Source organism: Nocardioides ginkgobilobae, assembly GCF_054781275.1.
On the sequence record NZ_BAAGUS010000006.1, the window covers coordinates 126105 to 151412 of the forward strand.

General features: G+C 74.7%; 25 protein-coding genes and 1 tRNA gene. 14 read left to right on the plus strand and 12 right to left on the minus strand.

The genetic code is table 11. From position 1 onward, the window contains the following. Positions 1–29: 29 nt before the first annotated feature. Positions 30–641 carry a hypothetical protein gene (locus ACYVID_RS08020; RefSeq protein ID WP_460736132.1) on the plus strand — a complete coding sequence of 204 codons (612 nt, stop codon included), beginning with the start codon at positions 30–32 and terminating at the stop codon, positions 639–641. Positions 642–693: 52 nt separating this feature from the next. Here ACYVID_RS08020 and ACYVID_RS08025 read toward each other — a convergent pair whose 3' ends face one another. After that, positions 694–2064, minus strand: a complete 1371-nt coding sequence (locus tag ACYVID_RS08025) for a helix-turn-helix domain-containing protein (protein WP_460736134.1) — start codon at positions 2062–2064, stop codon at positions 694–696. A gap of 175 nt (positions 2065–2239) precedes the next feature. On the opposite strand from ACYVID_RS08025, the gene ACYVID_RS08030 reads away from it, so the two are divergent. Next, a tRNA-Asp gene (locus ACYVID_RS08030) sits at positions 2240–2316 on the plus strand. A 98-nt stretch (positions 2317–2414) separates the two neighbouring features. Then, a complete protein-coding gene (locus ACYVID_RS08035) occupies positions 2415–2771 on the plus strand; it encodes a metallopeptidase family protein (RefSeq protein WP_460736136.1) in 357 nt (118 codons plus the stop codon). 19 nt (positions 2772–2790) lie between these two features. Here ACYVID_RS08035 and ACYVID_RS08040 read toward each other — a convergent pair whose 3' ends face one another. The 3 genes from ACYVID_RS08040 to ACYVID_RS08050 are packed head-to-tail and all read right to left on the minus strand — an operon-like array spanning position 2791 to position 4433. Then, positions 2791–3141: a CrcB family protein gene (locus ACYVID_RS08040; protein ID WP_460736138.1), complete on the minus strand. Its 351-nt coding sequence runs from the start codon at positions 3139–3141 to the stop codon at positions 2791–2793. After that, on the minus strand, positions 3138–3521 hold the full coding sequence (locus tag ACYVID_RS08045) for a fluoride efflux transporter FluC (RefSeq protein ID WP_460736140.1): 384 nt from the start codon (positions 3519–3521) through the stop codon (positions 3138–3140). The genes ACYVID_RS08040 and ACYVID_RS08045 overlap by 4 nt, the downstream gene beginning before the upstream one ends. A 33-nt stretch (positions 3522–3554) precedes the next feature. After that, entirely contained in the window at positions 3555–4433 is an 879-nt protein-coding gene (locus ACYVID_RS08050) for an ATP-binding protein (protein WP_460736142.1), read from the minus strand. A 482-nt stretch (positions 4434–4915) separates the two neighbouring features. On the opposite strand from ACYVID_RS08050, the gene ACYVID_RS08055 reads away from it, so the two are divergent. Beyond that, positions 4916–6412, plus strand: a complete 1497-nt coding sequence (locus ACYVID_RS08055) for an NAD(P)/FAD-dependent oxidoreductase (protein ID WP_460736144.1) — start codon at positions 4916–4918, stop codon at positions 6410–6412. Between the two features lie 143 nt (positions 6413–6555). On the opposite strand, the gene ACYVID_RS08060 is transcribed toward ACYVID_RS08055, so the two are convergent. From ACYVID_RS08060 to ACYVID_RS08070, 3 genes are all read right to left on the minus strand, one after another. Continuing rightward, positions 6556–7233: a PaaI family thioesterase gene (locus tag ACYVID_RS08060; protein ID WP_460736146.1), complete on the minus strand. Its 678-nt coding sequence runs from the start codon at positions 7231–7233 to the stop codon at positions 6556–6558. A 58-nt stretch (positions 7234–7291) separates the two neighbouring features. Continuing rightward, the gene (locus tag ACYVID_RS08065; protein WP_460736148.1) at positions 7292–9187 is read right to left on the minus strand and encodes a hypothetical protein; all 1896 of its coding nucleotides are present in this window, start codon (positions 9185–9187) and stop codon (positions 7292–7294) included. Between the two features lie 258 nt (positions 9188–9445). Then, positions 9446–10231: a TetR/AcrR family transcriptional regulator gene (locus ACYVID_RS08070; RefSeq protein WP_460736150.1), complete on the minus strand. Its 786-nt coding sequence runs from the start codon at positions 10229–10231 to the stop codon at positions 9446–9448. 109 nt (positions 10232–10340) lie between these two features. On the opposite strand from ACYVID_RS08070, the gene ACYVID_RS08075 reads away from it, so the two are divergent. From ACYVID_RS08075 to ACYVID_RS08115, 9 genes are all read left to right on the plus strand, one after another. Further along, positions 10341–11519: an acyl-CoA dehydrogenase family protein gene (locus ACYVID_RS08075; protein ID WP_460736152.1), complete on the plus strand. Its 1179-nt coding sequence runs from the start codon at positions 10341–10343 to the stop codon at positions 11517–11519. Positions 11520–11710: 191 nt separating this feature from the next. Next, on the plus strand, positions 11711–13390 hold the full coding sequence (locus ACYVID_RS08080) for a rhodanese-like domain-containing protein (RefSeq protein WP_460736154.1): 1680 nt from the start codon (positions 11711–11713) through the stop codon (positions 13388–13390). A gap of 7 nt (positions 13391–13397) precedes the next feature. Beyond that, positions 13398–14252, plus strand: a complete 855-nt coding sequence (locus tag ACYVID_RS08085; protein ID WP_460736156.1) for a TSUP family transporter — start codon at positions 13398–13400, stop codon at positions 14250–14252. Positions 14253–14317: 65 nt separating this feature from the next. Continuing rightward, on the plus strand, positions 14318–14491 hold the full coding sequence (locus tag ACYVID_RS08090) for a hypothetical protein (protein ID WP_460736158.1): 174 nt from the start codon (positions 14318–14320) through the stop codon (positions 14489–14491). A 59-nt stretch (positions 14492–14550) separates the two neighbouring features. Further along, positions 14551–14685, plus strand: a complete 135-nt coding sequence (locus ACYVID_RS08095; protein ID WP_460736160.1) for a hypothetical protein — start codon at positions 14551–14553, stop codon at positions 14683–14685. Positions 14686–14752: 67 nt separating this feature from the next. Next, positions 14753–15808 (plus strand): FUSC family protein, encoded by a 1056-nt coding sequence (locus tag ACYVID_RS08100; RefSeq protein ID WP_460736162.1) that lies wholly within the window; start codon positions 14753–14755, stop codon positions 15806–15808. Between the two features lie 83 nt (positions 15809–15891). Then, positions 15892–16530 carry a TetR/AcrR family transcriptional regulator gene (locus ACYVID_RS08105; RefSeq protein WP_460736164.1) on the plus strand — a complete coding sequence of 213 codons (639 nt, stop codon included), beginning with the start codon at positions 15892–15894 and terminating at the stop codon, positions 16528–16530. An 81-nt stretch (positions 16531–16611) separates the two neighbouring features. Further along, on the plus strand, positions 16612–17835 hold the full coding sequence (locus tag ACYVID_RS08110) for an acyl-CoA dehydrogenase family protein (RefSeq protein WP_460736166.1): 1224 nt from the start codon (positions 16612–16614) through the stop codon (positions 17833–17835). Beyond that, positions 17832–18926, plus strand: coding sequence for a phosphotransferase family protein (locus tag ACYVID_RS08115; protein ID WP_460736168.1), 1095 nt, complete (start codon positions 17832–17834; stop codon positions 18924–18926). The genes ACYVID_RS08110 and ACYVID_RS08115 overlap by 4 nt, the downstream gene beginning before the upstream one ends. A 69-nt stretch (positions 18927–18995) precedes the next feature. Here the strand turns inward: ACYVID_RS08115 and disA are convergent, their stop codons facing one another. Beyond that, positions 18996–20078 (minus strand): DNA integrity scanning diadenylate cyclase DisA, encoded by a 1083-nt coding sequence (gene disA / locus ACYVID_RS08120; protein ID WP_460736170.1) that lies wholly within the window; start codon positions 20076–20078, stop codon positions 18996–18998. 161 nt (positions 20079–20239) lie between these two features. After that, complete coding sequence (gene radA / locus ACYVID_RS08125) at positions 20240–21667, minus strand: DNA repair protein RadA (RefSeq protein ID WP_460736172.1); 1428 nt, start codon at positions 21665–21667, stop codon at positions 20240–20242. A gap of 195 nt (positions 21668–21862) precedes the next feature. Here radA and ACYVID_RS08130 point away from each other — a divergent pair, with 195 nt between their 5' ends. Beyond that, on the plus strand, positions 21863–22909 hold the full coding sequence (locus ACYVID_RS08130) for a LacI family DNA-binding transcriptional regulator (protein ID WP_460736174.1): 1047 nt from the start codon (positions 21863–21865) through the stop codon (positions 22907–22909). Between the two features lie 10 nt (positions 22910–22919). On the opposite strand, the gene ACYVID_RS08135 is transcribed toward ACYVID_RS08130, so the two are convergent. The 3 genes from ACYVID_RS08135 to ACYVID_RS08145 all read right to left on the minus strand — a co-directional run bounded on the left by ACYVID_RS08135 (position 22920) and on the right by ACYVID_RS08145 (position 25241). Next, positions 22920–23666: a class I SAM-dependent methyltransferase gene (locus tag ACYVID_RS08135; RefSeq protein WP_460736176.1), complete on the minus strand. Its 747-nt coding sequence runs from the start codon at positions 23664–23666 to the stop codon at positions 22920–22922. A 7-nt stretch (positions 23667–23673) separates the two neighbouring features. Next, positions 23674–24312 carry a VOC family protein gene (locus tag ACYVID_RS08140; protein ID WP_460736178.1) on the minus strand — a complete coding sequence of 213 codons (639 nt, stop codon included), beginning with the start codon at positions 24310–24312 and terminating at the stop codon, positions 23674–23676. Positions 24313–24464: 152 nt separating this feature from the next. Next, entirely contained in the window at positions 24465–25241 is a 777-nt protein-coding gene (locus ACYVID_RS08145) for a hypothetical protein (protein ID WP_460736180.1), read from the minus strand. Positions 25242–25308: the final 67 nt, after the last annotated feature.

Genomic DNA, 25308 nt, shown 5'->3' on the forward strand with positions numbered 1-25308 from the left:
AACCACATCACCACAAGGAGGAGAGGACGATGAGCGTCATTCACCGCCACCACGACATCACCGCCGAGGGCGTGGCCACCTCGGAGACCGAGGAGGTCCGCAGCGTCGGGCTCGCCCGCGCCCTCGCGACGCTCCGCATCGCCTTCGGCCTGACCTTCCTGTGGGCCTTCCTCGACAAGACCTTCGCCCTGGGCTTCGGCACCGGCGCGCAGTTCGCCGAGGACGGCTCCCGCGCCGGCATCGACGTCATGGCCCAGGACGCCGCCTGGCTCAACGGCGGCAGCCCCACCGAGGGGTTCCTGACCTTCGGCGTCCCGGTCGACAACCCCTTCCACGGGTTCTTCACCTCCCTCGCCGGCCAGGCCTGGGTCGACTGGCTCTTCATGGCCGGCCTGCTGGGCATCGGCGTGACCCTCCTGCTGGGGGTCGGGATGCGGATCGGTACGGCGGCTGGCGCCCTCATGTACGCCTTCATGTACGCCGCGGTGCTGCCGCTGGAGAACAACCCGGTCGTCGACGACCACCTGGTCGGTGTGATCGTCATGGCCGTGCTCGGCCTCAGTGCGGCCGGCAGCACGTGGGGGCTGGGTCGCTGGTGGAAGCGCACCGGGATCGTGCAGAAGTTCCCGGTCCTGCGCTGACCACCACGCCCTCACCGGACCCGACGCCACCCAGGCGTCGGGTCCTCTGACGTCAGCGCTCGGCCTCGGCCCGGACGGAGGAGGGCCGCTGCCACCGCAGTCCGGTCGCCGCGGCGGCCCGTCGGTAGGCGTCCAGCGCCAGCGCGGACTGGTCGACCTGCTCGAGGTGGGCGCCCAGGTCGAACCACAGCTGCGCGGCCTGCCGGTCCGCCCCGACCGCGCTGAGCCGCATCACGGCCTGCTGGAACCCGGTCCGTGCGGCAGCCACGTGCCCGCGCGCCAGCGCGACCTCGCCGAGCTGCAGGTGCGCCTCGGCGGCGAGCAGGGGGGCCTCCTCCCCGACCTGCTGCAGCACGTCCCCCACGAGCTGCTCGGACTCCTCGGTGCGTCCGAGCAGCAGCTCCGCGCGCGCCTGCCCGAGCCGGTTGGCGGCCACGTCGAGCACGCCGGCGTCGGTCTCGAGCAGCGCGGCCTCCGCTGTCCTGAGCTGCGCCAGCGCCTCCTGCGGCGCAGGTGGCTCCAGCCGCAGCTGGAGCAGGCCGAGCTGGGTGCGGAGCCGGGCCAGGTTGCGTCCGCCGGGACCCTCCTCGAGCAGCCGCAGCGCCCGCTGCGCCAGCGGCAGCGCCTGCGCGGGCCGGCCCCGCAGGGACTCGATGATCGAGGCGTTCCAGTACGCCGAGGCGCGGGCCCGCGGGGAGTCCAGCCGCTCCGCGAGCTCCACGGCGCGTCGGCAGGTGCGCGCCGCGTGGACGACGTCGCCCCGCTCGGCGTGCGCAGCCGCCACGGTGACGGTGAGCGCCACGGCCTCGTCGCTGCCCCCGAGCTCCAGGTCGGCCAGGACGTCGGCGGCACGCTCGCCGACCTCCACGGCCCGGGCGAGGTCGCCGGACTCGCGGTAGCACCGGCTCAGCGCGGTCATCACCTCCAGCCACCGCAGGTCGCCGGCGCCGGAGGACACGAGGTCCTCGAGCAGCAGGATCGCGCCGTCCAGGTCGCCGGTCACCTCGCGCAGCCGAGCCCGCAGCCACGTCGCCTCCCGACGTACGTCGACGAGCGCGTCGTCCGGGAGGGCGGCGAGCTCCTCGTCGACCCCGACGAGCTGCTCGGCGGCCCGCACCGGCTCACCGGTCGTGAGGCTCAGCTCGACCCAGGAGAGCAAGGTGCGCAGCTCGAGCTCCTGCTCACGGGTGACGCCCGCCAGCAGCTGCTCGACGCTGGTGCCGAGCCGGCTGGCGAGCGCCGCCAGGAGAGCCGGGTCGGGGCGGCGCTGGCCGGCCTCGATCCGGGAGACGTACGCCGTGGACATCTCCGTCCCGGCCGCCTCGGCCTGGGTGAGACCGGCGCGCAGCCGGGCCGCGCGCACGCGCGGGCCGAGGACGGCGGGGTCCACGGTGCGGCTGGCGGCGAGCAGGTCGGGTTCCACCTCTCGATGATGGCGCACGCGCGGGAGCTGAGGCGGTCCCGGACCCTCGCGGGCCGCCCCCGGACGGGGTGGTGGCGCGCGAATTGGGAGCCGTGGTGGCCATGGGTTAGAGTTCCGACGCTTCCTCGGTGCGAGCCGCAGGAGCGCAGCACCGCTTCATCTTGCAGCATCACGAGGCCCCGTAGCGCAGTTGGTTAGCGCGCCGCCCTGTCACGGCGGAGGCCGCGGGTTCGAGTCCCGTCGGGGTCGCCACACAGGCGAGAGCCCCGGACCACCAGGTCCGGGGCTCTCGTGCTTCCCGGGCCCGCTCGCCGCCGGCCGGCCGCCCGCCGGGCTGGCACCATGGACCCGTGCCGATCGAGATGGACCGCGACCGCTTCGAGGCGCTCGTCGACGAGGCCCTCGACGCCATCCCCGACGAGCTCGCCTCGCTGGTGCACAACCTGGTGGTCCTGGTGGAGGACGAGCCGCCCGAGCACGAGCCCGCCGACCTGCTCGGTCTCTACGACGGGGTCGCACTCACCCACCGCGACTCGTTCTCCCCGATGATCCTGCCCGACCGGGTCTTCGTCTTCCGCAACCCGTTGCTGGACATGTGCAGCAGCGAGGAGGAGCTGGTGCGCGAGGTCGGGATCACCGTCGTGCACGAGATCGCGCACCACTTCGGCATCAGCGACGCCCGGCTGCACGACCTCGGTTACGCCTGACCCGGGCCGTGCCCGGCCGTCAGGCGAGACCCGCGCCCGCCACGAACCCCACCGCGCACGCGCCCAGCGCGAGCCCCAGCGTCGTGGCGACGTAGACCGACCCGGCCCGCCGTCCCAGGCCGTGGGTCTGGACGGCGAGGGTCGACCAGGTGGTGAGCGCGCCGGCGAACCCGGTGCCGAGCAGGGCGAGCAGGTGCCCGCCGAGCACGAGCCCCGACAGCACCCCCAGCAGGAGGGAGCCCGCGGTGTTGGCGACCAGCGTCCCGACCGGCCGACCGGGGGCGTCCAGGCGGCGCCACAGCCAGTACCGCAGCGGCGCCCCCGCCGCCGCGCCGAGCGCCACGAGCCCGGCCGTCGCGAGCGTGCTCACCGCGACCTCCTCGCACGCGGTCCCGACGTCAGGGCCGCGGCCAGGGAGACGGCCAACAGGCAGGCGGCGAGCGTGCCCACGACGTACGCCGCGGCCAGCCCCGGGTGGCCGTCGGCGACCAGGGTCCGCGCCTCCTCGGCGTACGCCGACAAGGTGGTGAACCCGCCGAGCAGGCCCGGCCCCAGCGCGACCAGCAGCAGGGCGCGGTCGCGCACCGCCGGCAGGGCCGGGAGCAGGGCGAGGGCGAAGCAGCCCGCGACGTTGATCGCCAGGGTCGCCCACGGGAAGACCTGGTCGTCGGGGGCGAGACCGGACAGCGACCAGCGGGCCAGGGCCCCGACGGCGCCGCCGACCGCGACGGCCAGCAGCTCTCGACGCACCCGTGGAGGCTAGCGTTCGATGGTCGGCGGAGGTCAGCCCAGGCGCTGCAGGGGCACGGCGGCGAGGTCGGCGCGCGGGGCGGGGACCGAAGGCTCGCCGCGGGACTGGCGGACCAGCTCCTGGAGGTACCACTCCTGGAAGGCGCGCTGCTCGGGGCTGCGGGCCAGCGACAGCAAGCGCTGCTGGCGGCAGAACTCGTCGGCCAGGTCGAGCAGGGAGATGAAGCGCTCGATCGTGCGGCTGGCAGCAGGGGAGACGACGACGTCGAGGTCGACCCGGTCCGCGCCGTCGGCCTGGGCCCGGAGGACCGGGGTGTCGTCGGTGCCCGCGCGCAGCTGGCGCTCAAGGTCGCCGAACAGGTCGGAGAGATCCTTGGCGAGGGGGTAGTCGGACTCGTGGGCCAGGGACAGCAGGCGCACCTCGCGGCGCAGCTCGCGGAAGTGCCGGCCGAACTCCAGGAACGCCTCGACCGAGACGTCACGGACCACGGCGGTCACCGCGTCCGCGGGGACCTCGTCGGGCTCGGCGGCCACGCCGGTGATCAGGCCCGGGGTCACCGTGTCCGAGAAGGTACGGGCGGGGGCGAACCACACGGTCTTGCCGTCGGCCTCGATCTCGGCGCCCCAGGCGTCCGAGCAGCGCCCGACGATCGCCAGGCCACGGCCGAAGGTGAGCAGGACGTCGTCGTCCTCCTCCTCGGCGCTCGGCAGCACCGGACGTTCGGACGAGCCGTCGCGCACCTCGACCCGCGGGTGCTCCCGGGTGCCGCGCACCCGGACCTGGATGGGGGCCTCGCCGTGCAGCAACGCGTTGGTCACCAACTCCGAGACCGCCAGCTCGGCGCACTCCACCAGCTCGGGCCGCTCGATGTCGCGGCACGTGTCGACCACCCACCGGCGCGCGTCCTGCACGCTGCGGGGACCTGCTCCGAGCGAGAGCGCTGGTCGGTTGAGCGGCACGTGCGTGACTTCCCGTGGTCGGCTGGTGGGGAGAACGGGGGTGCCGTCCTGGCTGGGCGGATTCCCCCGCAGGCCCGGCGACAAACCGGGTCGTTGAATATTTTCCTGCCCCACCCTGCCGGGTGAGCGTCGGTCTTGACCAGAGGCGTGCCGCCGATCGACCACCAGTGTCAAGCCCTGCACGGGGTATCGGCTCGCCAGGCGGTCGACCTGAGCCCTGGTCTCCGCGCTCGCTCGCGACGCCGCACCGCCCGGGCCCCCTGGCTGGGTCACCGGGTCCGAGTGTGAGGCAGGAGACGCCCGTACGGGTTGGTTGAGGGGGGTGGCGGGGAGCCACACTGGTGAGTGGTCCGCTGGCGCCAGAAACGGGGTACCCGGACCGGGCCGCGACACCCGTGGCCGGACACAGCCGAGAGACGTAGGCAGGGAGAGCCATGACCAAGGGGACCGAGACCGCCGTGCAGGGCGTGACCGAGGAGGGCGCGGGCAAGCACCGGGTCGTCGTCATCGGGTCCGGCTTCGGCGGTTTGTTCGGCGCCAAGGCGCTGCGTCGCTCGGCGGTCGACGTGACGATGATCGCCAAGACGACCCACCACCTCTTCCAGCCGCTGCTCTACCAGGTGGCGACCGGCATCCTGTCCGAGGGCGAGATCGCCCCGCCGACGCGCGAGATCCTCAGCCGGCAGAAGAACGCCCAGGTCCTGCTCGGCGAGGTCACCGAGATCGACCTCGAGCGGCGGCTCGTGGTCTCCCAGGTGCTCGGGCGCGAGACGGTGACGCCGTACGACTCCCTCCTGGTCGCCGCCGGTGCCACCCAGTCCTACTTCGGCAACGACCAGTTCGCCGAGTTCGCCCCCGGCATGAAGACGATCGACGACGCCCTGGAGCTGCGTGGCCGCATCTTCGGCGCCTTCGAGATGGCCGAGCTCGGCGCGCTGCGCGGCGAGGACGTCGACCACCTCCTGACCTTCGTCGTCGTCGGCGCCGGGCCGACCGGTGTCGAGATGGCCGGCCAGATCGCCGAGCTCGCCCACCGCACGCTGACCCGCGACTTCCGCGCGATCAGCAGCCGCCAGGCGCGGGTGATCCTGGCGGATGCCGCACCCCAGGTGCTGCCGCCCTTCGGCAAGAAGCTGGGCCAGACGACCAAGAAGGAGCTGGAGAAGCTCGGCGTCGAGGTCATGCTCGGCGCGATGGTCACCGACGTCGACGAGCGCGGCCTGGTCGTCAAGCACAAGGACGGCAGCGAGGAGCGGATCGACGCCGTCACCAAGATCTGGGCCGCCGGCGTCGCGGGCAGCCCGCTCGCGCGCACCCTGTCGGAGCAGACGGGCGCGCCGCTGGACCGCGCCGGGCGGATCGGGGTCAACCCCGACCTCACGCTGCCCGGCCACCCCGAGGTCTTCGTGGTCGGCGACATGATCGCCCTCGACAACCTGCCCGGCGTCGCGCAGGTCGCCATCCAGGGCGCGAAGTACGCCGCCAAGGAGATCGACGGCCGGCTCAAGGGCAAGCCCGCCCAGAAGCCGTTCAAGTACTTCGACAAGGGCTCGATGGCCACCATCAGCCGCTTCCGTGCCGTCGCCATGGTCGGCAGGATCCGGATCACCGGCTTCGTCGCCTGGCTGATGTGGCTGGCGGTCCACCTCGTCTACATCACCGGTTTCAAGAACCGCGTGACCGCGGTCCTGCACTGGCTGGTCTCGTTCCTGGGTCGCGGCCGCGCCGAGCGCACCGCCACCGAGCAGCAGATCTTCGGCCGCTCCGCCCTCGCCCGCCTCGAGCGCGGCGTGCAGGACCTCGTCTCCGACCCGGGGGAGTACGCCGACAAGCGGCTCGCCGACGAGCAGGCCCGCCGGGTCGCGCTGGAGGAGCAGGCCCTCGAGGAGGTCCGGCTCACCGACGCCGGCGAGCGCGGGGTCCGCGTCTGACCCGCTCCCGCTGGTGGAGGTGCGAGGCGCGCCAGCGCCGAGCCACGAGACTCCGGCCGTGACGAGCGGGTGTCGTGGCTCGCTGCGCTCGCGCCTCGACCGGCGGAGGGGGGCTGCACCTCGACCTGCGGGGGGCGACCCGGCTACTCGAAGTAGCGCGGCGGAGCCTTCTCCGGGTCCTGCCTGGCGATCGCCTCCCGCGCCCAGCGCGGCAGCACGAAGAGGCCCTCGGCCTCGACGGTGACGCCCTCGGGGCCGATGAGGTGCCCTCGGGCCCAGGTCTTGTAGGACTCCGCGCGCTCGATCCACGCTTCTCCGCGCAGCTCGCCCAGCGGGGTCCCGCGCTTGTAGGTGAGGGTCAGGGTGGCGGTCATGCCCGGCTTGCCGCCGGCTCCCGCGGACTCGCCGAGCAGCTGGTCGAGGACCAGGGCGGACACACCACCGTGGACCAGGCCCGGAGGCCCCTCGTAGACAGCGCCCAGGTGGAAGTCCGACCACACGCGACCGTCGCGGTCGGGGTGGTGCTCGATCCTCAGCGGCGGCGCGACCGCGTTGCGCAGCCCGACGACCGTGTTGCCCCAGGGGCGGCCGCGGCCCTCGGCGGAGAACCGGACGCCGTACGCGCCCTCGAGCTGCTTGGCGCGCAGCCGGGCCGTGAGCGCCTCGACCTCGGCCTGGACGGCGAGCACCTCCTCGTCCGCGACGAGGGTGCGCAGGCCGGCGTCGACCAGCTCGCGGATGGACTGGGTGAAGGGTCCGTAGAGGTCGCGCTGGCGCTCGACCTCCTCCTCGGGCAGGTCGTCACGCACGTAGCCGGGCATGGCCGGACTCTAGAACACGTTCTCGCTCTGGGCTGGTGGTCGGGCCGAGGGTGGGTGCTCAGAGGTCGGGGCGGTAGTACCGCAGCGCCTCCACCAGCCGGCGCAGGTCGACCATCGCGGGGGTGATCTCGAACGGGGCCAGCCCCCGGCGGTGCACGAGGAGCCTGGAGCCGCGGCGGCCGGGTGACCCGACGACCTCGAGCCGGGTGTGCGCGCCGGTCACCTCGAAGACGAAGCGTCCCGCCTGCGAGCGCACCTCGAGTACGCCCCCGTGCAGCCCGACCCGGGTGGGCACCGACCCCGCGCGGATCGCCCACACGACGCCCGTGGCCAGGGCCAGGATCGCGGCCAGGCCGATGTCGGTCTCGTACCGGCTGTCGTAGGCGCGCCAGGCGGCGATGCCGGTGGCCACCAGGCCCACCAGCAGCAGCACCGAGGTCACGCGCCGGGCCAGGGTGCGGGGCCGGAAGTCGATGCTCGGCGGCAGGACGTCGGGCTGCGGGGGAGCGGCGGCCTCGCGCTGCGCGCGGAGCTCGTCGTACGCCGAGCGGGCGGGCGCGGCCTCGGTCGCCGGACCCTCAGGCGCGGCAGTCTCCGGTGCGACGGGCTGCTCGGTCGGGGCCGGGGCGGCTGCGGCCGTTCCGCTCGCTACCCGCTCCTCCGGCGTGCCGCGCACCGAGCGGTCCAGGGTGGTGCGCGCCGCCTCGACGTACGACCCCAGCGAGGGTCGCGGCCGACGCAGTGCGCGCCGCGGCGACTCGGGGGTGGTCGGTGCGACCGGCGGTGCTGCTGCCGGTGGGGTCGCCGTGGGCGTGGCGGGTGTGGTGGTGCCGCGCGCCTCCGGGGGTGCCGGGGCGGGCGCGGCACCGGGGTTGGCGGCACCGGGGTTGGCGGCACCGGGGTTGGCGGCACCGGGGTTGAAGGCGGCGAACACCGCAGCCGCGGCGTCCTGCTCTCCGCGTGCGGCGGCGCTCGGCCGCGGGGGCGGCGCGGGCGGCGAGGGCGGCGCGGATGGGGAGGGCGGCGCGGGCGGCGAGGGCGGCGCGGACGGCGAGGGCGGCGCGGACGGCGAGGGCGGCGCGGGCGACGCTGCGGTCCGTGGGTCCGCGTCGGGACCGCTTGCGGCCGCGGGCTCGTCGCCGGCGTCCGACGGGCCGGCGACCGGCACCTCGGCGGGGTGCGGCGGGACTGACGGGGCGGGAGCGACGTACGGCGTCGGCCGCGCTGCGGGCCACGGGGGCTCGTCGTGCCCCTGGTGGGGCTCGGTCGAGGGCGCTCCACGCTCGGGTGCGGGAGGCGCGGGTCCGACGGTCGCGTGGGTCGTCACCTCGTGCGGGGTCGCTCCGCCGTCGATCGCTCCGTGCTCGACCGCTCCGGGGGCGTCGTCCGCCACCTCGTCGGCCACCCCGTTGCCGACCGCCACCTCGTCGGCAGGTCGGTCGTCGGCAGGCTCCTCGCCGGCCGGGTCCGGCTCGAGCCCGGCCCGCCGGAACCGGGCGAGCCGCGACCGCTTCTCCACCGGGGCCTCGGCCTGGCGGCGTACCGACGCGATGACCACCGGCTCGAACTCGTCCAGCCCCACCGGCTCCCGGTGGGCCGGCGGCTCCGGGCTGGCCGCGGGACTCGGTGCGGGGTCCGCGGGCACCTGGGGCTCGTCGTCCTTACTCGCCGCGCCGTCCTCGGGGGACTCGGCCGCGGCCGCGTCCGGCGCCGCGACGCCCAGCGCGTCGGCCGCTGTCTCCGCCTCCGGGTGCTCGGTGCCGTCCGCCGCCGCGGGCGGGTTCCCCTCCTCGGCGGCCGCCCCGGGGTCGGCCGGGTCCGCGCCGGCCAGTCCGGTCCGCGGCACGCCGTACGTGCGCGGCCGCGGCGCCTCGCCGGTGCTCTCCTGGCGGTGCGAGAGCCACCGGTCGAAGAGGTCGCTGCCGCCCTCGTCGCGCTCGCTCTCCTCGGCCATGGGCCCAGGTTAAGGGCGTGAGGGCCCTGTGTGCTGGGCTCCGGGCGACTCCGGGCGGGCTACTCCGGGCGGGCGGCCGGACCCGCGAGCCGACCCTGCGGCACCCGGGCTGGAGGTCCTCTCCGGCACCAGGTGCCGGAGAGGACCTCCACCTGTGACGACCGGGGTGCTGACCAGGCCTCCGAGGCGGGGCGAGGTGCGGGTCGCGGTGCGGGTCGAGGTGCGAGTCGCGGTGGGGAGCCGCGCCCGGGCGCGCCCTCAGGCCTCGACCCGCACCTCGACCCGGGCCAGCGCCGCCTGCAGCTCGGGCAGCACCTCCTCGAGCGTCGCGCCCGAGCGCAGCACGACGACCGTGCTGCCACCGGCGGGCGTGCCGGGCCGGCCGACGCCGGGTGGGGCCTGGTCGGGTGGGACCTGGTCGGCGCCTCCCGACCGGCCGGTCGCCGCGACCGAGGCCAGCACCAGCCCGAGCGCCCGGTCGAGCTCACGCCGCGCCCCGTCGTCGTCGACGGCCCCGCGCAGCCAGCGCCGCAGCACGTGGTTGTGCGCGGTGACGATCGAGCCCGCGACCACCTCGGCGCGCAGGTCGTCGCCGGGCTCCTCGCCGGTCCAGCCGCGCAGGGCGTCGCGGAAGCGTCGGCGGTAGCCCGCGGTCGAGCTGACCTCGCGGTCGCGCAGCGTCGGGACGGAGGCGGTCAGCCGGTAGCGGGCCCGGGCGAGGTCGCCCTCGGCGAGGTAGTGCTCCAGGACGATCCGCGCGGCCTCGGTCGCGCCGAGCGGTGCGGCGCCCGGGTCGTCGCCGAGGGTGTCGAGCCGGGCGGCGACCCGGGCCGCGAGCGCCTCGTGGTCGGGGAAGATCACGTCCTCCTTGGACCCGAAGACCCGGAAGAACGTCGTGCGCCCCACCCCGGCCTCGGCGGCGATCTGGTCCACCGTCGTGGCGGCGTACCCCTGCTGCTCGAAGAGCGCGTACGCCGCCTCGCGCAGCCGCGTCGCGGTGTCGGTCGCGGTGGTGCCGGTGCTGCCCGCTGCGGTGGTCGGCATGCGCCCTCCGGAGGTGGTGAGGCCGAGGTGGGGACCAGGGTTGGTGGGACCGAGTTCCGAGCGTACGGTACTGAGTACCGCTCTCGATCGACCCCCGCCGGAGGACCCCGTGCCCGACACCCACACCAGCCCGCTGTTCGCCCTGTCCGAGGAGCACCAGGCCATCCGGTCCGCCGTGCGGGAGCTGTGTGACGCCAAGGTCGCGCCGTACGCCGCCCTCGTCGATGAGGAGGCCCGGTACCCGCACGAGGCCGCCGCCGCGCTGCTCGCGGCGGACTTCCACGCCCCGCACGTGCCGGAGGAGTACGGCGGTGCCGGCGCCGACGCGCTCGCCACCGTGCTGGTCATCGAGGAGGTCGCCCGCGCCTGCGTGTCCTCCTCCCTCATCCCGGCGGTCAACAAGCTCGGCTCGCTCCCGGTCCAGCTGGCCGGCTCCGAGGAGCTCAAGAAGCACTACCTCGGTGCCCTGGCGCGCGGCGAGGGCGGCTTCTCCTACTGCCTCTCCGAGCCCGAGGCCGGCTCGGACGCTGCGGCGATGCGCACCCGCGCGGTCCGCGACGGCGAGGACTGGGTGCTGAACGGCACCAAGCGCTGGATCAGCAACGCGGGGGAGTCGGAGTTCTACACCGTCCTCGCCGTGACCGACCCCGACAAGCGCACCCGCGGCATCTCCGCCTTCGTGGTCGAGAAGTCCGACCCCGGCGTCTCCTTCGGCGCCCCGGAGAAGAAGCTCGGCATCAAGGGCAGCCCGACCCGCGAGGTCTACCTCGACGACGTCCGCATCCCCGCCGACCGGATGATCGGCGAGGAGGGCACGGGCTTCGAGCTGGCCATGCGCACCCTCGACCACACCCGCGTCACCATCGCCGCCCAGGCCGTCGGTGTCGCGCAGGGCGCGCTCGACTACGCGCTGGAGTACGCGAAGGAGCGCCAGCAGTTCGGGAAGTCGATCAGCGACTTCCAGGGCCTGCAGTTCCTGCTCGCCGACATGGGCATGAAGGTCGAGGCCGCCCGCCAGATGACGTACGTCGCTGCCGGCCGCTCCGAGCGCGGCGACGCCGACCTGACCTTCTTTGGGGCGGCCGCGAAGTGCTTCGCCTCCGACGTGGCCATGCAGGTGACCGTCGACGCCGTCCAGGTGCTCGGCGGGTACGGGTACACCAAGGACTACCCGGTCGAGCGGATGATGCGCGACGCCAAGATCACCCAGATCTACGAGGGCACCAACCAGGTCCAGCGGATCGTCATGGCCCGCCAGCTGCTGGCCGGCATCCAGTCCCAGGTCTGAGTCCGGCTTCGACGCCTGCGGGCGCAGAGCCCGCCTCCACCCAGCAGGTCCCGCGCGTGCGCGGGACCTGCTGCTGCGTCTGCTGCACCTCCGCTCACCCCGATCGGAATAACCCCCCAGGGGGTTGTGTTACGGTGGTCATCATGACCCCATGGGGGGATGCGTGAACACGACGGGAGGGAGAGGCGAGCATGCGAGAGGTGACCGTGGAGGACGCGGCCGGGCTGATTGATGGCGGCGCCGCCGCCATCGACGTGCGCGAGCCCGAGGAGTACGCCGCAGGGCACGTCCCCGGGGCCGTGAACATCCCCATGGGCCAGCTGCACCGTCGGCTCGGCGAGCTGGACCGCAGCCGCCGCCAGGTCGTCGTGTGCCGCTCGGGCAACCGCAGCGACGCCATGACCGACGTCCTGCTGGCGAACGGCTTCGAGGCCAGCAACATGCTCGGCGGCACCGTCGCCTGGGCCCGCGCCGGCCGCCCCATCGAGCATCCCGAGGTCGAGGAGCTGACCGTCCGGGTCATCGAGACCCCCTCGCTGGGCGACCGCAGCTACCTCGTCCACGACGGCCGGGTCGCCTTCGTCGTCGACCCGCAGCGCGACATCGACCGCGTCCTGGAGGTCCTCGAGGCCGACGGGGTCCGGCTGACCCACGTCTTCGAGACCCACATTCACAACGACTACGTCACCGGCGGCCTGGCCCTCGCCGAGGCCACCGGGGCGGCGTACCACGTCAACGCCGAGGACCCGGTCTCCTTCCACCGGGTCCCGGTCCGCGACGGCGACGTCGTGCCGGTCGGCGACCGCATGCGGGTGCGCGTCATCGCCACGCCCGGCCACACGTTCACCCACCTGTCCTACGCGCTCGAGGACCACGGAGCCCACCGTGCGGTCGGCGTGTTCACCGGCGGCTCGCTGCTGTACGGCGCCACCGGCCGCCCCGACCTGCTCGGCCCCGACCACACCGACGCGCTGGTCCGCCACCAGCACGCCTCCGCGCACCGGCTGGCCAGCGAGCTGCCCGACGAGGCCGAGGTCTTCCCGACCCACGGCTTCGGCTCGTTCTGCTCCGCGACCCAGTCCGACTCGACCTCCTCGACCATCGGCCAGGAGAAGCAGCAGAACCCGGTCCTCACCCAGGACGAGGAGACCTACGTCCGCGAGCTCCTCGCCGGGCTGGCCGCCTACCCGGCGTACTACGCCCACATGGCACCGGCCAACAGCGCCGGTCCGGGTGCCCCCGACCTGAGCCCGCCCGAGCACGCCGATGCCGCCGAGCTGCGCCGTCGGATCGAGGTCGGCGAGTGGGTCGTGGACCTGCGCAACCGCACTGCGTTCGCTGCCGGCCACGCGCCCGGCACCCTGAACTTCGGCCTCGACGGGGCCTTCTCCACCTACCTGGGCTGGATGATCGAGTGGGGCACCTCCGTGACCCTGCTGGGCGAGACCGCCGAGCAGGTCGCCGAGGCCCAGCGCGAGCTGGTCCGCATCGGCATCGAGCGCCCCGCGGCCCAGGCCACGGGCGGTCCCGAGGACTGGAGCGACCGCCCGCTGGGCCGGTTCGAGACCGCGACCTTCGCCGACCTGGCCGCCGTGCGCCACCACCGCGAGGTGGTCGTGCTCGACGTCCGTCGCGCCGACGAGCACGAGAAGACCTGGATCGAGGGTGCGGTCAACATCCCCATCCACGAGCTGCCCCGTCGCCTGGACGAGGTCCCGGCCGGCGAGGTGTGGGTGCACTGCGCCGGGGGCTACCGCGCCTCCATCGCCGCCTCGTTCATCGCCGCCGCCGGACGCGACCTGGTCGCCATCGACGACTCCTTCGACAACGCCGCCGACTCCGGCCTGCCCATGGTCGGGCCCGAGGCCTGATCCCGCCGTGCTGCTCGTCGCCATCGCCGCCGGCCTGCTGATCGGGCTGGCCCTGGGAGCCCTCGGGGGCGGAGGGTCGATCCTCGCCGTCCCCGTGCTGGTCTACCTGCTCGGCCAGTCGCCGACGCAGGCGACCACCGGCTCCCTCGTGGTGGTCGGCCTGACGTCCGTGGTCGGGGCGGTCGCCGCGCGCCGGGCCGGGCACGTCCGGCTCGGTCGCGGGGTGGTCTTCGGCCTGGTCGCCACCGGCGGCGCCGTCGTAGGCGCAGTGGCGGCGGCGGCGGTGCCGGCCGAGGTGCTGATGGCGCTCTTCGCACTGCTGATGCTGCTGGTCGGCGCGCTCATGGTGCGCCGGCTGCGCCGGCACCGCGAGAGCGGCCAGGGCTCGCGGCCGGGCCTGGACGACCCGATCGTCGGGTGGTCGCGCGAGGGCGGGCGCTTCGGCGCCTTCCGCTGCGACTGCCCGCGGGCGGCCAAGCTGCTGGTGACGGCCACCGTCGTGGGGCTGCTGACCGGCTTCCTCGGGGTGGGCGGCGGCTTCGTCGTCGTGCCCGCCCTGCTGCTGGCCTTCGACCTGCCCATGCCCGACGCCGTCGGCACCTCGCTCGTGGTCATCACGGTCACGAGCGCGGTCGCCCTGGCCGTCCGGGCGGGCTCCGGCACCGTCCCCGACTGGACGCCGGTGCTCGTCCTGACCGTGGTGGCTGCCGCGGGCGCCGTGCTGGGCGCCCGCGTCGGTCACCGCGCCGACGCCGTGCGCCTCCAGGCGGCCTTCGCCGTGCTGGTCCTCGTCGTGGCCATGTACACCGCCGTGCGAGCGGTCCCCGACCTGCTCGCCGCGGTCCCGACCTGGGTCGCCTGACCCGCCCTCGACCCCACCCACCCACGCCACCCACCCACCCGCACCACGACCCACAGGAGAGACCCATGTGCCGACCGACCACCTGCAAGAAGTGCAGCAAGACCACCTGGGCCGGCTGTGGCCAGCACGTCGCCTCCGTCAAGGCGATGGTCCCCGCCGACCAGTGGTGCCACGGCCACCAGGACGAGAAGGGTCAGGGCCAGGGCGGCGGGTTCCTCGGTCGCCTCTTCGGCCGCTGACCGGGCGGACGCGCCCCCGCCGTACCCTCTACTTCCACACGACCACCCGGGAGAGACCCATGTGCCAACCGACCACCTGCCGCGACTGCGGCAAGACCACCTGGGCGGGCTGCGGCGAGCACGTCGCCGAGGCCCGGGCGATGGTGCCCGCCGAGGAGTGGTGCGGCCACGAGGGCCAGCCGGGCCAGCCCTGAGCCACCACCCGGGCGGTTCGCCCGTCCGGGCGCTGGTCCACAGCTGCTCCGCTGCGAGCCTGGGACGATGCGCCGCCCCACCCCGGAGACCCGTGCCGACCTGGTCCAGGTCGCCAAGTCCGTCCTCGCCACCGGCCTCGCGTGGGTGGCGGCGGTGCGCGTCCTCGACCTCGAGGCCGCCTTCCTCGCCCCGTGGGTCGCGCTGCTGACCGTGCACGCCACCGTCTACCGGTCGGTGTGGAACGGTGCGCAGGCCGTGCTCGCGGCCGCGCTCGGCCTGCTGGTGTCGTACGCCGCCGTGGCGCTGCTCGGCTACCAGCTGGTCGCGGCGCCCGCCCTGCTGGTCGCCGTGCTGGTCGGCCTGCTGCTCTCCCGGGTCTTCCTCGCCCGGGACGAGGGCGTCAACGTCGCGACGACCGCGATCTTCGTCATCACCGCCGGCTACGCCGCCCAGGAGTCGCTGCTGGCGCAGCGGCTGCTCGACACCCTCGTCGGCGTCGCGATCGGTCTGCTGGTCAACGTCCTGGTCGCCCCGCCGCTGGACGAGCGGGTCGCCGAGCGCGCCCTCGCGGACGTCAGCGACCGGATGGGTCGGCTCCTGGTGGGCATGGCGGGGGACCTGCGCACCGACGTGGACCAGGAGGTCACCGACGGGTGGATCGAGGCCACCCGCGACCTGGACGAGCGGCTGGACCGGGCGCAGGCGCACCTGTCCTTCGCGCGCGAGAGCCGCTGGGCCAACCCGCTGCGCCACCGCTCGGCCCGCACCGGGGACCCGGAGGCTGCTGCCGAGGTCCTGGTGCGGCTCGAGGACGGCGTGGCCCAGACCCGCGCCATCGCCCGCGTCGTCCACGAGTCGGTCGGCCGGGGCGAGGAGTGGGACGAGCGGTTCCGCCTGCGGTGGACCGACCTGCTGCGCCAGGTGGGGTCGCGTGTCGCAGATCCCGGGCTGGACGTCGAGGACGCCCGTCCGGAGCTGGAGCGCCTGGTCGCCGACCTCTCCGACGAGGGGCTGCCGCGACGGCACTGGCCGCTGTACGGCGCGCTGCTCACCGCCCTCGGGAACGTCGCGTCCATCGTCGACGACGTCGCCTCCGGGCCCGTGGCGGCGCAGCGGGCCTGACCCCGGGCCGGCAGAGCGGCGGGCCGGACTCGCGGCGGGCCGTCGACGGGACCGTGCCCCCGCGCTGGGCTACGGTGCCGGGCGTGAGCGTCGAGCCGGCCGCGGGTACGGGCAGCTGGGCTCGGTGGCGTGAGTACGCCGCCGACCCGACCGCCGACCTGCCCCGCATCCTCGGTGCCGCGCTGACCGCCTTCGCCGAGCACGGCTACCACGGCACCTCGATCCGCGACATCGCCGCCGCCGCGGGCCTCTCGGTGCCGGGCGTCTACCACCACCACCGCTCCAAGCAGGAGATCCTGCGGGCGCTGATGGAGGTCGCCATGGACGAATTGCTCGGCCGCTGCGAGGCGGCGCTGGCCTCGGCCGGCACCGACCCTGCGGCCCGCTTCGACGCGCTGGTGGAGTCGTTCGTGCGGTTCCACATGTCGCGCCGCCCGCAGGCCTTCGTCGGCTCGAGCGAGATCCGCAGCCTCGAGCCGGCCAACCGGGCGGCGTACGTCGCGCGGCGCGACGCTGCGCAACGGCTGGTCGAGGACGCGGTGCGCGACGGCGTGGCCGCCGGGGTGCTGGCCGCCGAGCACCCCGACGAGGTGGCGCGGGCGATCTCCTCGCTCTGCGTCGGCGTGGCCTCCTGGTACCGCCCGGACGGACCGCTGACCCCCGACCAGGTCGTCGAGCGGCACCTGGTCCTGGCGCGCCGGATGGCTGGCGCGCCCGGGTGAGCCCTGGCATCCTGGCGGACACCGAGCGACCGCTCGGTCGGAGTCGCCCGGCTCCGGCGTACCCGTCCGAGGAGGAACCCCATGAGCCACGACCCGATGCGGTTCCCCGAGCACGTGCGCTCGGTCGTCGAGCGCACCCGGGCCCTCGTGCGCGACGTCGTGCTGCCGCTGGACGACGCCCACGACGGTGACGTGGAGGCGGCCGGCGGCGAGGAGCTGCGCACCCGGTTGCAGGCCGCGGCCAAGGACGCGGGGGTCTTCGCGCCGCACGCGCCGGTGGACTGCGGCGGTCTGGGTCTGGGGATGGTCGACCGGGCGCCGGTCTTCGAGGAGGCCGGCTACTCGCTCTTCGGCCCGATGGCGCTGAACATCAACGCGCCCGACGAGGGCAACATCCACCTGCTCGACCACGTGGCGTCGGCTGCGCAGCGCGAGCGCTACCTCGAGCCGCTGGCGCGTGGCGAGGTGCGCTCGGCCTTCGCGATGACCGAGCCGGCGCCGGGCGCCGGCTCGGACCCGACGATGCTGGCCTCCCGGGCGACGAAGGTCGACGGCGGCTGGGTGGTCAACGGGACCAAGCGGTTCATCACCGGCGCGGACGGCGCGGGCTTCTTCATCACGATGGCGCGCACGTCCGGGGAGCCGGGGGGTGCGGGTGGCGCCACGATGTTCCTCATGCCGGCCTCGACCGAGGGGCTGGTCGTCGAGCGGCACGTCGGCATGGTGGACACCTCCATGCTCGGTGGGCACTGCGAGGTCTCGTTCACCGACGCCTTCGTGCCCGACGAGGACGTGCTGGGCGGGGTCGACGAGGGCTTCGCCTACGCGCAGGTGCGGCTGGGTCCGGCACGCATGACGCACGTGATGCGCTGGACCGGCGCGGTGCGCCGCGCCCACGAGGTGGCGGTGGCCTACGTGGCCTCCCGCGAGGCCTTCGGGTCGCGGTTGGCCGACCAGGGCATGGTGCAGCAGCTGGTCGCCGACAACGAGATCGACCTGGCCGCGACCCGGGCACTGCTGATGGAGGCCTGCCGGGTGCTCGACGACGGCGGACGCGGCAACAAGGAGACCTCGATCGCGAAGACCTTCGCGGCCGAGGCGCTGCACCGGGTGGCCGACCGGTCCCAGCAGCTGTGCGGCGGGCTGGGGGTCTCCACCGAGCTGCCGGTGGCGAGGATCGCGCGCGAGGTGCGGCCGTTCCGGATCTACGACGGTCCCTCGGAGGTGCACCGCTGGTCGATCGCCAGGCGCGCGGTCCGCGCGATCACCGCGGAGCTGGGCGAGCCGGGCGCGGGGCGTCCGTGAGCCCGGACGCGGGCACCGACGGCGGCGCTCGCGCGGCCGCTGCCGGCGTACCCGCCCTCAGCGAGGCCGAGCTCGCCGCGGTCGCGGAGGTGATGGCCGGTGCCGGGGCCGACCTCGCAGGTCCGTTGTCGGCGCGGCTGATCGCGGGCGGGCGCTCCAACCTGACCTTCGCGCTGGACGACGGTGCGTCGAGGTGGGTGCTGCGCACGCCGCCGCGGGCCGGCCGCACGCCGTCGGCCCACGACGTGGCGCGGGAGCTCCGGGTGACCTCGGCGCTCGCGAACAGCGCTGTGCCGGTGCCGCCGGCCGTCGTGCTGTGCGAGGACGAGTCGCTGATCGGCGGACCGTTCGCGGTCGCCGGCTTCGTGCCCGGCCGCACGGTCCAGACCGCCGCGCAGCTCGCGGAGCTGGACGGGGCGACCGTCGACGGCGTCGTGGCGGCCCTGGCCGCCACCCTGGCCGCGCTGCACCACGTCGACCACGTGGCGGTGGGGCTGGAGCGCTTCGGCCGCCCGGACGCGTACGCCGCCCGCCAGCTCACCCGGTGGGCCGGCCAGTGGGAGATCGTCGGCGGCGAGGCCGAGCCCTCCGTGCGCGGCATGGCCGACTCCCTCGTCACCGCGCTCGGGGACCGGCTGCCCCGGCAGGCTGCGACCGGCATCGTCCACGGGGACTACCGGATCGACAACACGCTGCTCACCCTCGACGGCTCGCCCGCCGTCGCGCCGTCGGTGGCCGCGGTCGTGGACTGGGAGCTCTCGACCATCGGCGACCCGGTCGCCGACGTGGCGATGATGTGCGTCTACCGCAACGCCGCGCTCGACCTGGTGATCGGCGAGCCCACCGCGTGGACCAGCCCGCGGCTGCCCGACGCGGCCGGCCTCGCCGCGGCGTACGAAGGGGCCGGCGGCGTCCCGCTCGTCGACCTCGACGAACACCTGGCGCTGGGGCACCTCAAGCTCGCCGTCATCGCAGCCGGCATCGACCACCGCCACCGCGCCGGCGCCACCTCGGGCCCGGGCTTCGACACCGCCGGCCAGGCGGTCCCCGTGCTGCTCGAGGCGGGGCTGGCGGTGCTGGGCGCGGGGTAGTCCGAATCGTTTCTGATGCCCAGCGCGCGCTGAGCATCAGAAATGATTCGGACTACCGCGACCCGCGCCTCAGACGTACCGCTCGAGGATCGTCGACTCCGCCAGCCGCGACAGCCCCTCGCGGACCGAGCGGGCCCGGAGCTCGCCGACACCCTCGACGGCCTGGAGGTCGTCGACGCCGGCGGAGAGCAGCTTCTGCAGCGTGCCGAAGTGCTCGACGAGCCGGTCGACGACCGTGCCGGGCAGGCGGGGGACCTTGGCGAGCAGGCGGTAGCCGCGCGGGGCGACCGCGCCGTCGAGGTGGTCGCCGGTGCCGAGCCCGAGCACCCGGGCGACGGCCGCGGGGTCGACGAGGTCGGTGGGCGAGAGCGCGGCCATGGTGGCGAGCAGGTCGGCGGGGTCGTCGAGCGGGTGGGCGTCGGGGAGGTAGTCGCGCACGACCAGCTCGCGCTCGGAGTCCACCCCGGTGACGAGCTCCTCCAGCTGCAGGGAGAGCAGCCGGCCGTCGGTGCCGAGCTCCAGCACGTAGTCCTCGATCTCGCGGGCGATCCGGGTCACCATCTCCAGCCGCTGCGCCACGACGGCGACGTCGCGGACGGTGACGAGGTCCTCGATCTCCAGCGCCGACAGGGTCGAGGAGACCTCGTCGAGACGCAGCTTGTAGCGCTCGAGCGTCGCCAGCGCCTGGTTGGCGCGGGAGAGGATCTGGCCGGAGTCCTCCAGCACGTGGCGGGTGTCCCCGACGTACGCCGCGATGATCTGCATCGACTGGCTGACCGAGATCACGGGGAACCCGGTCTGCTTGGCCACGCGGTCGGCCGTGCGGTGCCGGGTGCCGGTCTCCTCCGAGGGGATCGTGTGGTCCGGCATCAGGTGGACCGCGGCCCGGATGATCCGGTTGAGGTGGGCGTCGACGATGATCGCGCCGTCCATCTTGGCCAGCTCGCGCAGGCCGGTGGCGGTGAACGGGACGTCGAGCTCGAAGCCGCCGGTGCTGATGCCGTCGACGACGCGGTCCCGGCCGATCACGATCAGGGCGCCGGTGCGGCCGCGGAGGATGCGCTCGAGCCCGTCACGCAGCGGCGTGCCGGGGGCGATCGACGCGAGGGTCTCGCGCAGTCGCAGCGTGTCGTCGGTGCGGTCGGTCGCCACGGGTCTCCTCGGGCCTCGGGCGCGTCCGTGCGCGCCACTCCTCGGCAGTGTAGGGCGGGGAACCCCCTGCGGTCGTGTGACATGCGCACCCCGCCGGGTGGGACAGGGGGAGGGGCCGCGGGCGCACAGCAGCGGGCAGGGATGCGGAACCCCAGCAGGGACTAGAAGTCGGGGACCGCGGGGGCGCGGCCGGCGTTGCGCCCGGTCAGCCGCAGCACGTCGAGAGCGGTGATGACGCTGGGCACCTCCAGGACCCGCATCCCGTCGATCGTGCGGGCCGGTGCCGGCCGACCGCGCTGGTCGGGACCGGCGGGGACGACCGCGACCTTGAACCCGAGCCGGGCCGCCTCGGCCAGGCGCTGGGGCAGGTCGCGCACCCGGCGCAGCTCGCCCGACAGGCCGATCTCCCCGATGGCGATCGTCCCCACCGGGGCCGCCTCGTCGAGGTAGGAGGAGACGAGCGCGACGGCCAGTGCCAGGTCGCTGGCGGGCTCCTGGAGCCGGGCACCGCCGACGGTGGAGGCGAAGACGTCGAGGCCGGCGAGCTTCATGCCGCAGTGCCGCTCCAGCACGGCCAGCACCAGTGCGGTGCGCTGGCCGTCGAGCCCGCTGACCGTGCGTCGGGGCTTGTCGAGGGTCGACTTGGTGACCAGCGCCTGGACCTCGGCCAGCAGCGGGCGCCGCCCCTCCATGGTCACGCCCACGCAGGTGCCGGCGACCTTGCCGTGGTGCTGCTCCACGAACAGCCCGGTGGGGTCCGCCACGGCCTCGATGCCGGAGGCGTCGAGCTGGAAGCAGCCGACCTCGTCGACCGGGCCGAAGCGGTTCTTCATCGCCCGGACCATCCGGAACCGGCTGTTGCGGTCGCCCTCGAAGTGCAGCACCACGTCGACCAGGTGCTCCAGCACCCGCGGCCCGGCGATCGAGCCGTCCTTGGTGACGTGGCCGACCAGGACGGTGGTGATGTTGCGGGTCTTGGCCACCCGGATCAGCGCCGCGGCGACCTCCTTGACCTGCGTGACGCCGCCGGGCACCCCGTCGACGCCGGAGGCGCCGATGGTCTGCACCGAGTCGACGACCAGCAGCGTCGGGCGCACCTCCTCGACGTGGGTCAGCAGCGCGCCGAGGTCGGTCTCGGCGGCGAGGAACAGCTCCCCCTCGACCGCGCTCGTGCGGTCGGCGCGCAGCCGCACCTGGGAGGCCGACTCCTCGCCGGTGACGTAGAGGGTGCGGTGTCGCTGCCGCGCGGTCTGCGCGGCCACCTCGAGCAGCAGCGTGCTCTTGCCGACCCCGGGCTCGCCGGCCAGCAGGATCGCGGCTCCGGGCACGAGCCCGCCGCCGAGCACGCGGTCGAGCTCGGCGACCCCGCTGCTGCGGAACGCCGACTCCTCGACCGACACCTGGCCGATCGGCACCGCCGGCGAGGTGACCGGCGCGGCCGCGGCCCGCAGCGTGGGCGCAGCGGTCTCGGCGACCGAGCCCCAGGCCTGGCACTCCCCGCAGCGACCGACCCACTTGCCGGTCTCCCAGCCGCACTCGGAGCAGCGGTAGCCCGGACGGGCGGGCTTGGCGGTGCGGGCGGCTGGCATGGGGGAGACGCTAGGCGAGGGCGCCGACAGTGGTCCGGGCGACGCGCGCCCCCGGCCTCCACGGTGCTGCTCGAGCACCGCACCCCACCCGACGCGGAGCGGTCCGCGCGGGGCGCGGATATGCTGCGGCGTACGTCGTTGGATCGATCCATCCCGGCGCGGCAGCCAGCCGACCAGTCAGGGCGAGGAGGTGCGGTGAACCGGATCCCCGGTCGGATGCCGACCACGCCGCCGACCCTGGCCGACGTCGCCGAGCGTGCAGGGGTCTCCCGGCAGACCGTCTCCAACGCCGTCAACAACCCCGACCTGCTGCGCGCCGACACCCTCATGCGCGTGCAGGAGGCGATCAGCGAGCTCGGCTACCTCCCCAACCGCGCGGCCCGCAACCTGCGCACCCGCTCCTCCCACCTCATCGGCCTGCGCATCCAGCCGGTCCAGGAGGGCACCGCCAACGCCACCATGGACCGCTTCGTCCACTCCCTGGTGGAGACCTCGCGCGAGGCCGGCTACCACGTGCTCCTCTTCTCCGGGGACGTCGGCGACCCGCTGGCCGGGTACGACGACCTCCTCCGCTCCACCGCCGTCGACGCCTTCGTGGTGACCGACACCTACCTCGGCAACCCGCAGGCGAGCTGGCTGGACTCGCGCCGTGCCCCGTTCGTCGCCTTCGGGCGGCCGTGGGACAACCCCGGCGCCACGCACGCCTGGGTCGACGTCGACGGGGCTGCCGGCTGCCAGCTCGCCACCGACCACCTGCTCGACAAGGGCCACGAGCGGATCGCCTGGATCGGCTGGCGCAAGGACTCCTTCATCGGCGAGGACCGCCGCTCGGGCTGGCACCGCGCCATGCACGCCCGCGGCCTGCCCACCACCGGCCTGGCCTCGCGCGTCGAGGACACCGTCGCCTCGGGCCGCTCGGCCGCCGGGGTGCTGCTCGACGAGGCGCGCCCGACCGCCTTCGTCTGCGCCTCCGACACCCTCGCGATGGGGGTGCTGCACACGCTGCACGAGCGCGGCCTGCGCGCCGGCGACGACGTCGCGGTCGTGGGCTTCGACGACTCGCAGGTCGCCCAGGTCGTGCGCCCCGGCCTCTCCTCGGTGCGCCAGCCCCTCGAGGAGGTCGCGGTCGAGGTCGTCTCCGCCCTGGAGGGCCTGCTCGGCCACCCGCGCGTCGCCCACCGCGGCGTCCTGCTCACCCCGACGCTCGAGGTGCGCGACTCCTCCGGCCCCGACCGCCGCTGACCGCCGAGCGTCAGGTACGCCGCCAGAGCACGTCGACGGCGTAGTCGACCTCCAGCGTCCCGGCCGGCAGGTCGGCGAGCACCTCGCCCGCCACCGGCGCGGGCAGCTCGATCGAGACGACCGCCTCGAGGTCCTCGCGCGAGCCGAACGACCACCGCGTCAGCACCGGCACGCGCTGGTAGCCGACCGACTCCCAGAACGCCTGCTTCGCCGCCGGCGTGGCCACCTCGGGGAACCCCCGGGCGAACCACGACCCGAAGGTCGAGCGGGACGCGTCGTTGTCGACCACGACGTGCACGCCGCCGGGGCGCAGCAGCCGGGCGACCTCGGCGAGGCCGGGCTCGCTGCCGGGGCCGAAGAAGTAGGCCCACCGCGAGTGCACGAGGTCGACGGAGGCGTCGGGCAGCGGCACGGACTGGGCCGTGCCCTCCAGGACCCGCACGTGCGGCAGCCGACGGGTGCGGCGTGCGGCGATGGCGCGCAGGTCGGCGTGCGGCTCGACCCCGACGACCGAGGCGGCCGTGGTCGCGAAGCGGGGCAGGTGGAAGCCGGTGCCGCAGCCCAGGTCCAGGACGTCGAGCCCGGCCCAGGAGCCACCGGCCAGCACCGAGGCGATCGCGGCCTCGACCAGCCCGTCGGGGTCGAAGGCGCGGTTCTCGACCTCGTAGGTCTCGGTGTGGTGCCAGATGTTGGGGGAGGGACGGGTGCCCTCGGGGGTCTCGGGGGACCCTGGAGACCCTGCAGAGGTGGTGCTCACGCGCCGGTCAGAGCCGGACGAGGCCCTGCGGCGTCTGGACCTGGACGGCGATGATGCCGGGGGTGCCGTGCGGGGCGACCCACTCGACCTTCACGTCCTCGAGCGGGGCCTCGACGGACTCGCCCAGCCACTCGCTGACCCGCTGCGGGTCGCCGGCGATCTCCAGGCAGGCCAGGCTGTAGGCGCCGTCGGCACCGTTGCTGGGGTGCAGCTCCTCGCCGACCTCCCACTGGATGAAGAACGGCAGCTGCGGGTCGGCCATCAGGCCGTTGATGCCGATCTGCTTCCAGCGCAGCTCGACCCCGTCGGGGCGGTGCCGGCTGCCCTGGGCGGCTGCGCGGCCGAGACGCTCCTCGGGCACGGCGATGTCGGCCACGGCCACGGCCCAGCCCAGCCAGCCGCCGCCGAGGGCGGAGCGGGCGCGGACGGCCTGGCCGAAGGGGGCCTTGTCGGAGGCGGGGTGGTCGAGGACCTCGACGATCTCGAGGTAGGTCCGGTCCGCCAGCGGCAGCACCATGTTGCGCGTGCCGAAGCGGGGGTGGACGCCGCCGTCGAGGAACTCGCAGCCGAGCAGGGCACCGATGCGGCGGGCGGTGCTCTCCAGTCCGTCGGGTCCTGCGGCGTACGAGAGGTGGTCCAGGCGCATGGCGTCCAGTGTGGGAGACGGCCCCTTGACTCCTGGCATCGGGGTCGAGGTCTCTCGACGTCGAGACACCCGTCCCGTGGAGGGTCTGTCCGGGCAGGGGGATGGGTCTCGTGGCTCGTCGCCGGCGCTCCTCGCGCCTCGACCGGCAGACCTCAGTGCGGGTCGGCGGGGTGCAGCGCGAGCGCCGATCGCGAGCGCACGTGGGCCTCGCAGTGCCGCACCAGCTCGGCGTACGCCGCCGGGCCGATGAGCTCGGTCAGCTCCGGCCCGTAGGTGAGGAACACCGGCTCGACGGCGACGTGCGCCTCGGTGTTGCCGGTGCAGTACCAGTCGAGGTCGTGCCCGCCCGGGCCCCAGCCGCGCCGGTCGTACTCCGCGATCGAGACCTCGGTGTAGGAGCTGCCGTCGGGGCGCTCGACGTCGCGGAAGGTGCGGCGCACCGGCAGCTGCCAGCAGACGTCGGGCTTGGTCTCCAGCGGGTTGCGGCCCTCGCGGACCGCCAGGGCGTGCAGGGCGCAGCCGCCGCCGCCGATCCCGTTGCCGGGGTGGAAGCCGGGCCGGTTGGCGAAGACGCACGCCTGCTGCCCGTCGACCTCGATGGTGCGGGTCTTGCGCGCGCCCTCGTCGTCCTTCTCGACCCAGTCCTTGCGCTTGAGCCTCCCGGCCGGCTTGTGCTGCCACAGCGAGTCGTCGAGCCGCTCCACGGCCGCGGCCACGCGCTCCTCGTCCTCGTCGTCGGCGAAGTGCGCGCCGAGGGTGCAGCAGCCGACGTCGGGGGCGTCGGCGTAGATCCCGGCGCAGCCGGTGCCGAAGATGCACGTCCACGACGACGTCAGCCACGTGAGGTCGCAGCGCAGGACCTCGTCGGTGTCGGCGGGGTTGGGGAACTCCACCCACGCGCGCGGGAAGTCCAGCATCACCTCGGGCACGGCGCACAGGCTAGGTCACCTCCCCACGCGGTCCGTCCGCCGACGCGCAGGACGCGACCGGTGGCGA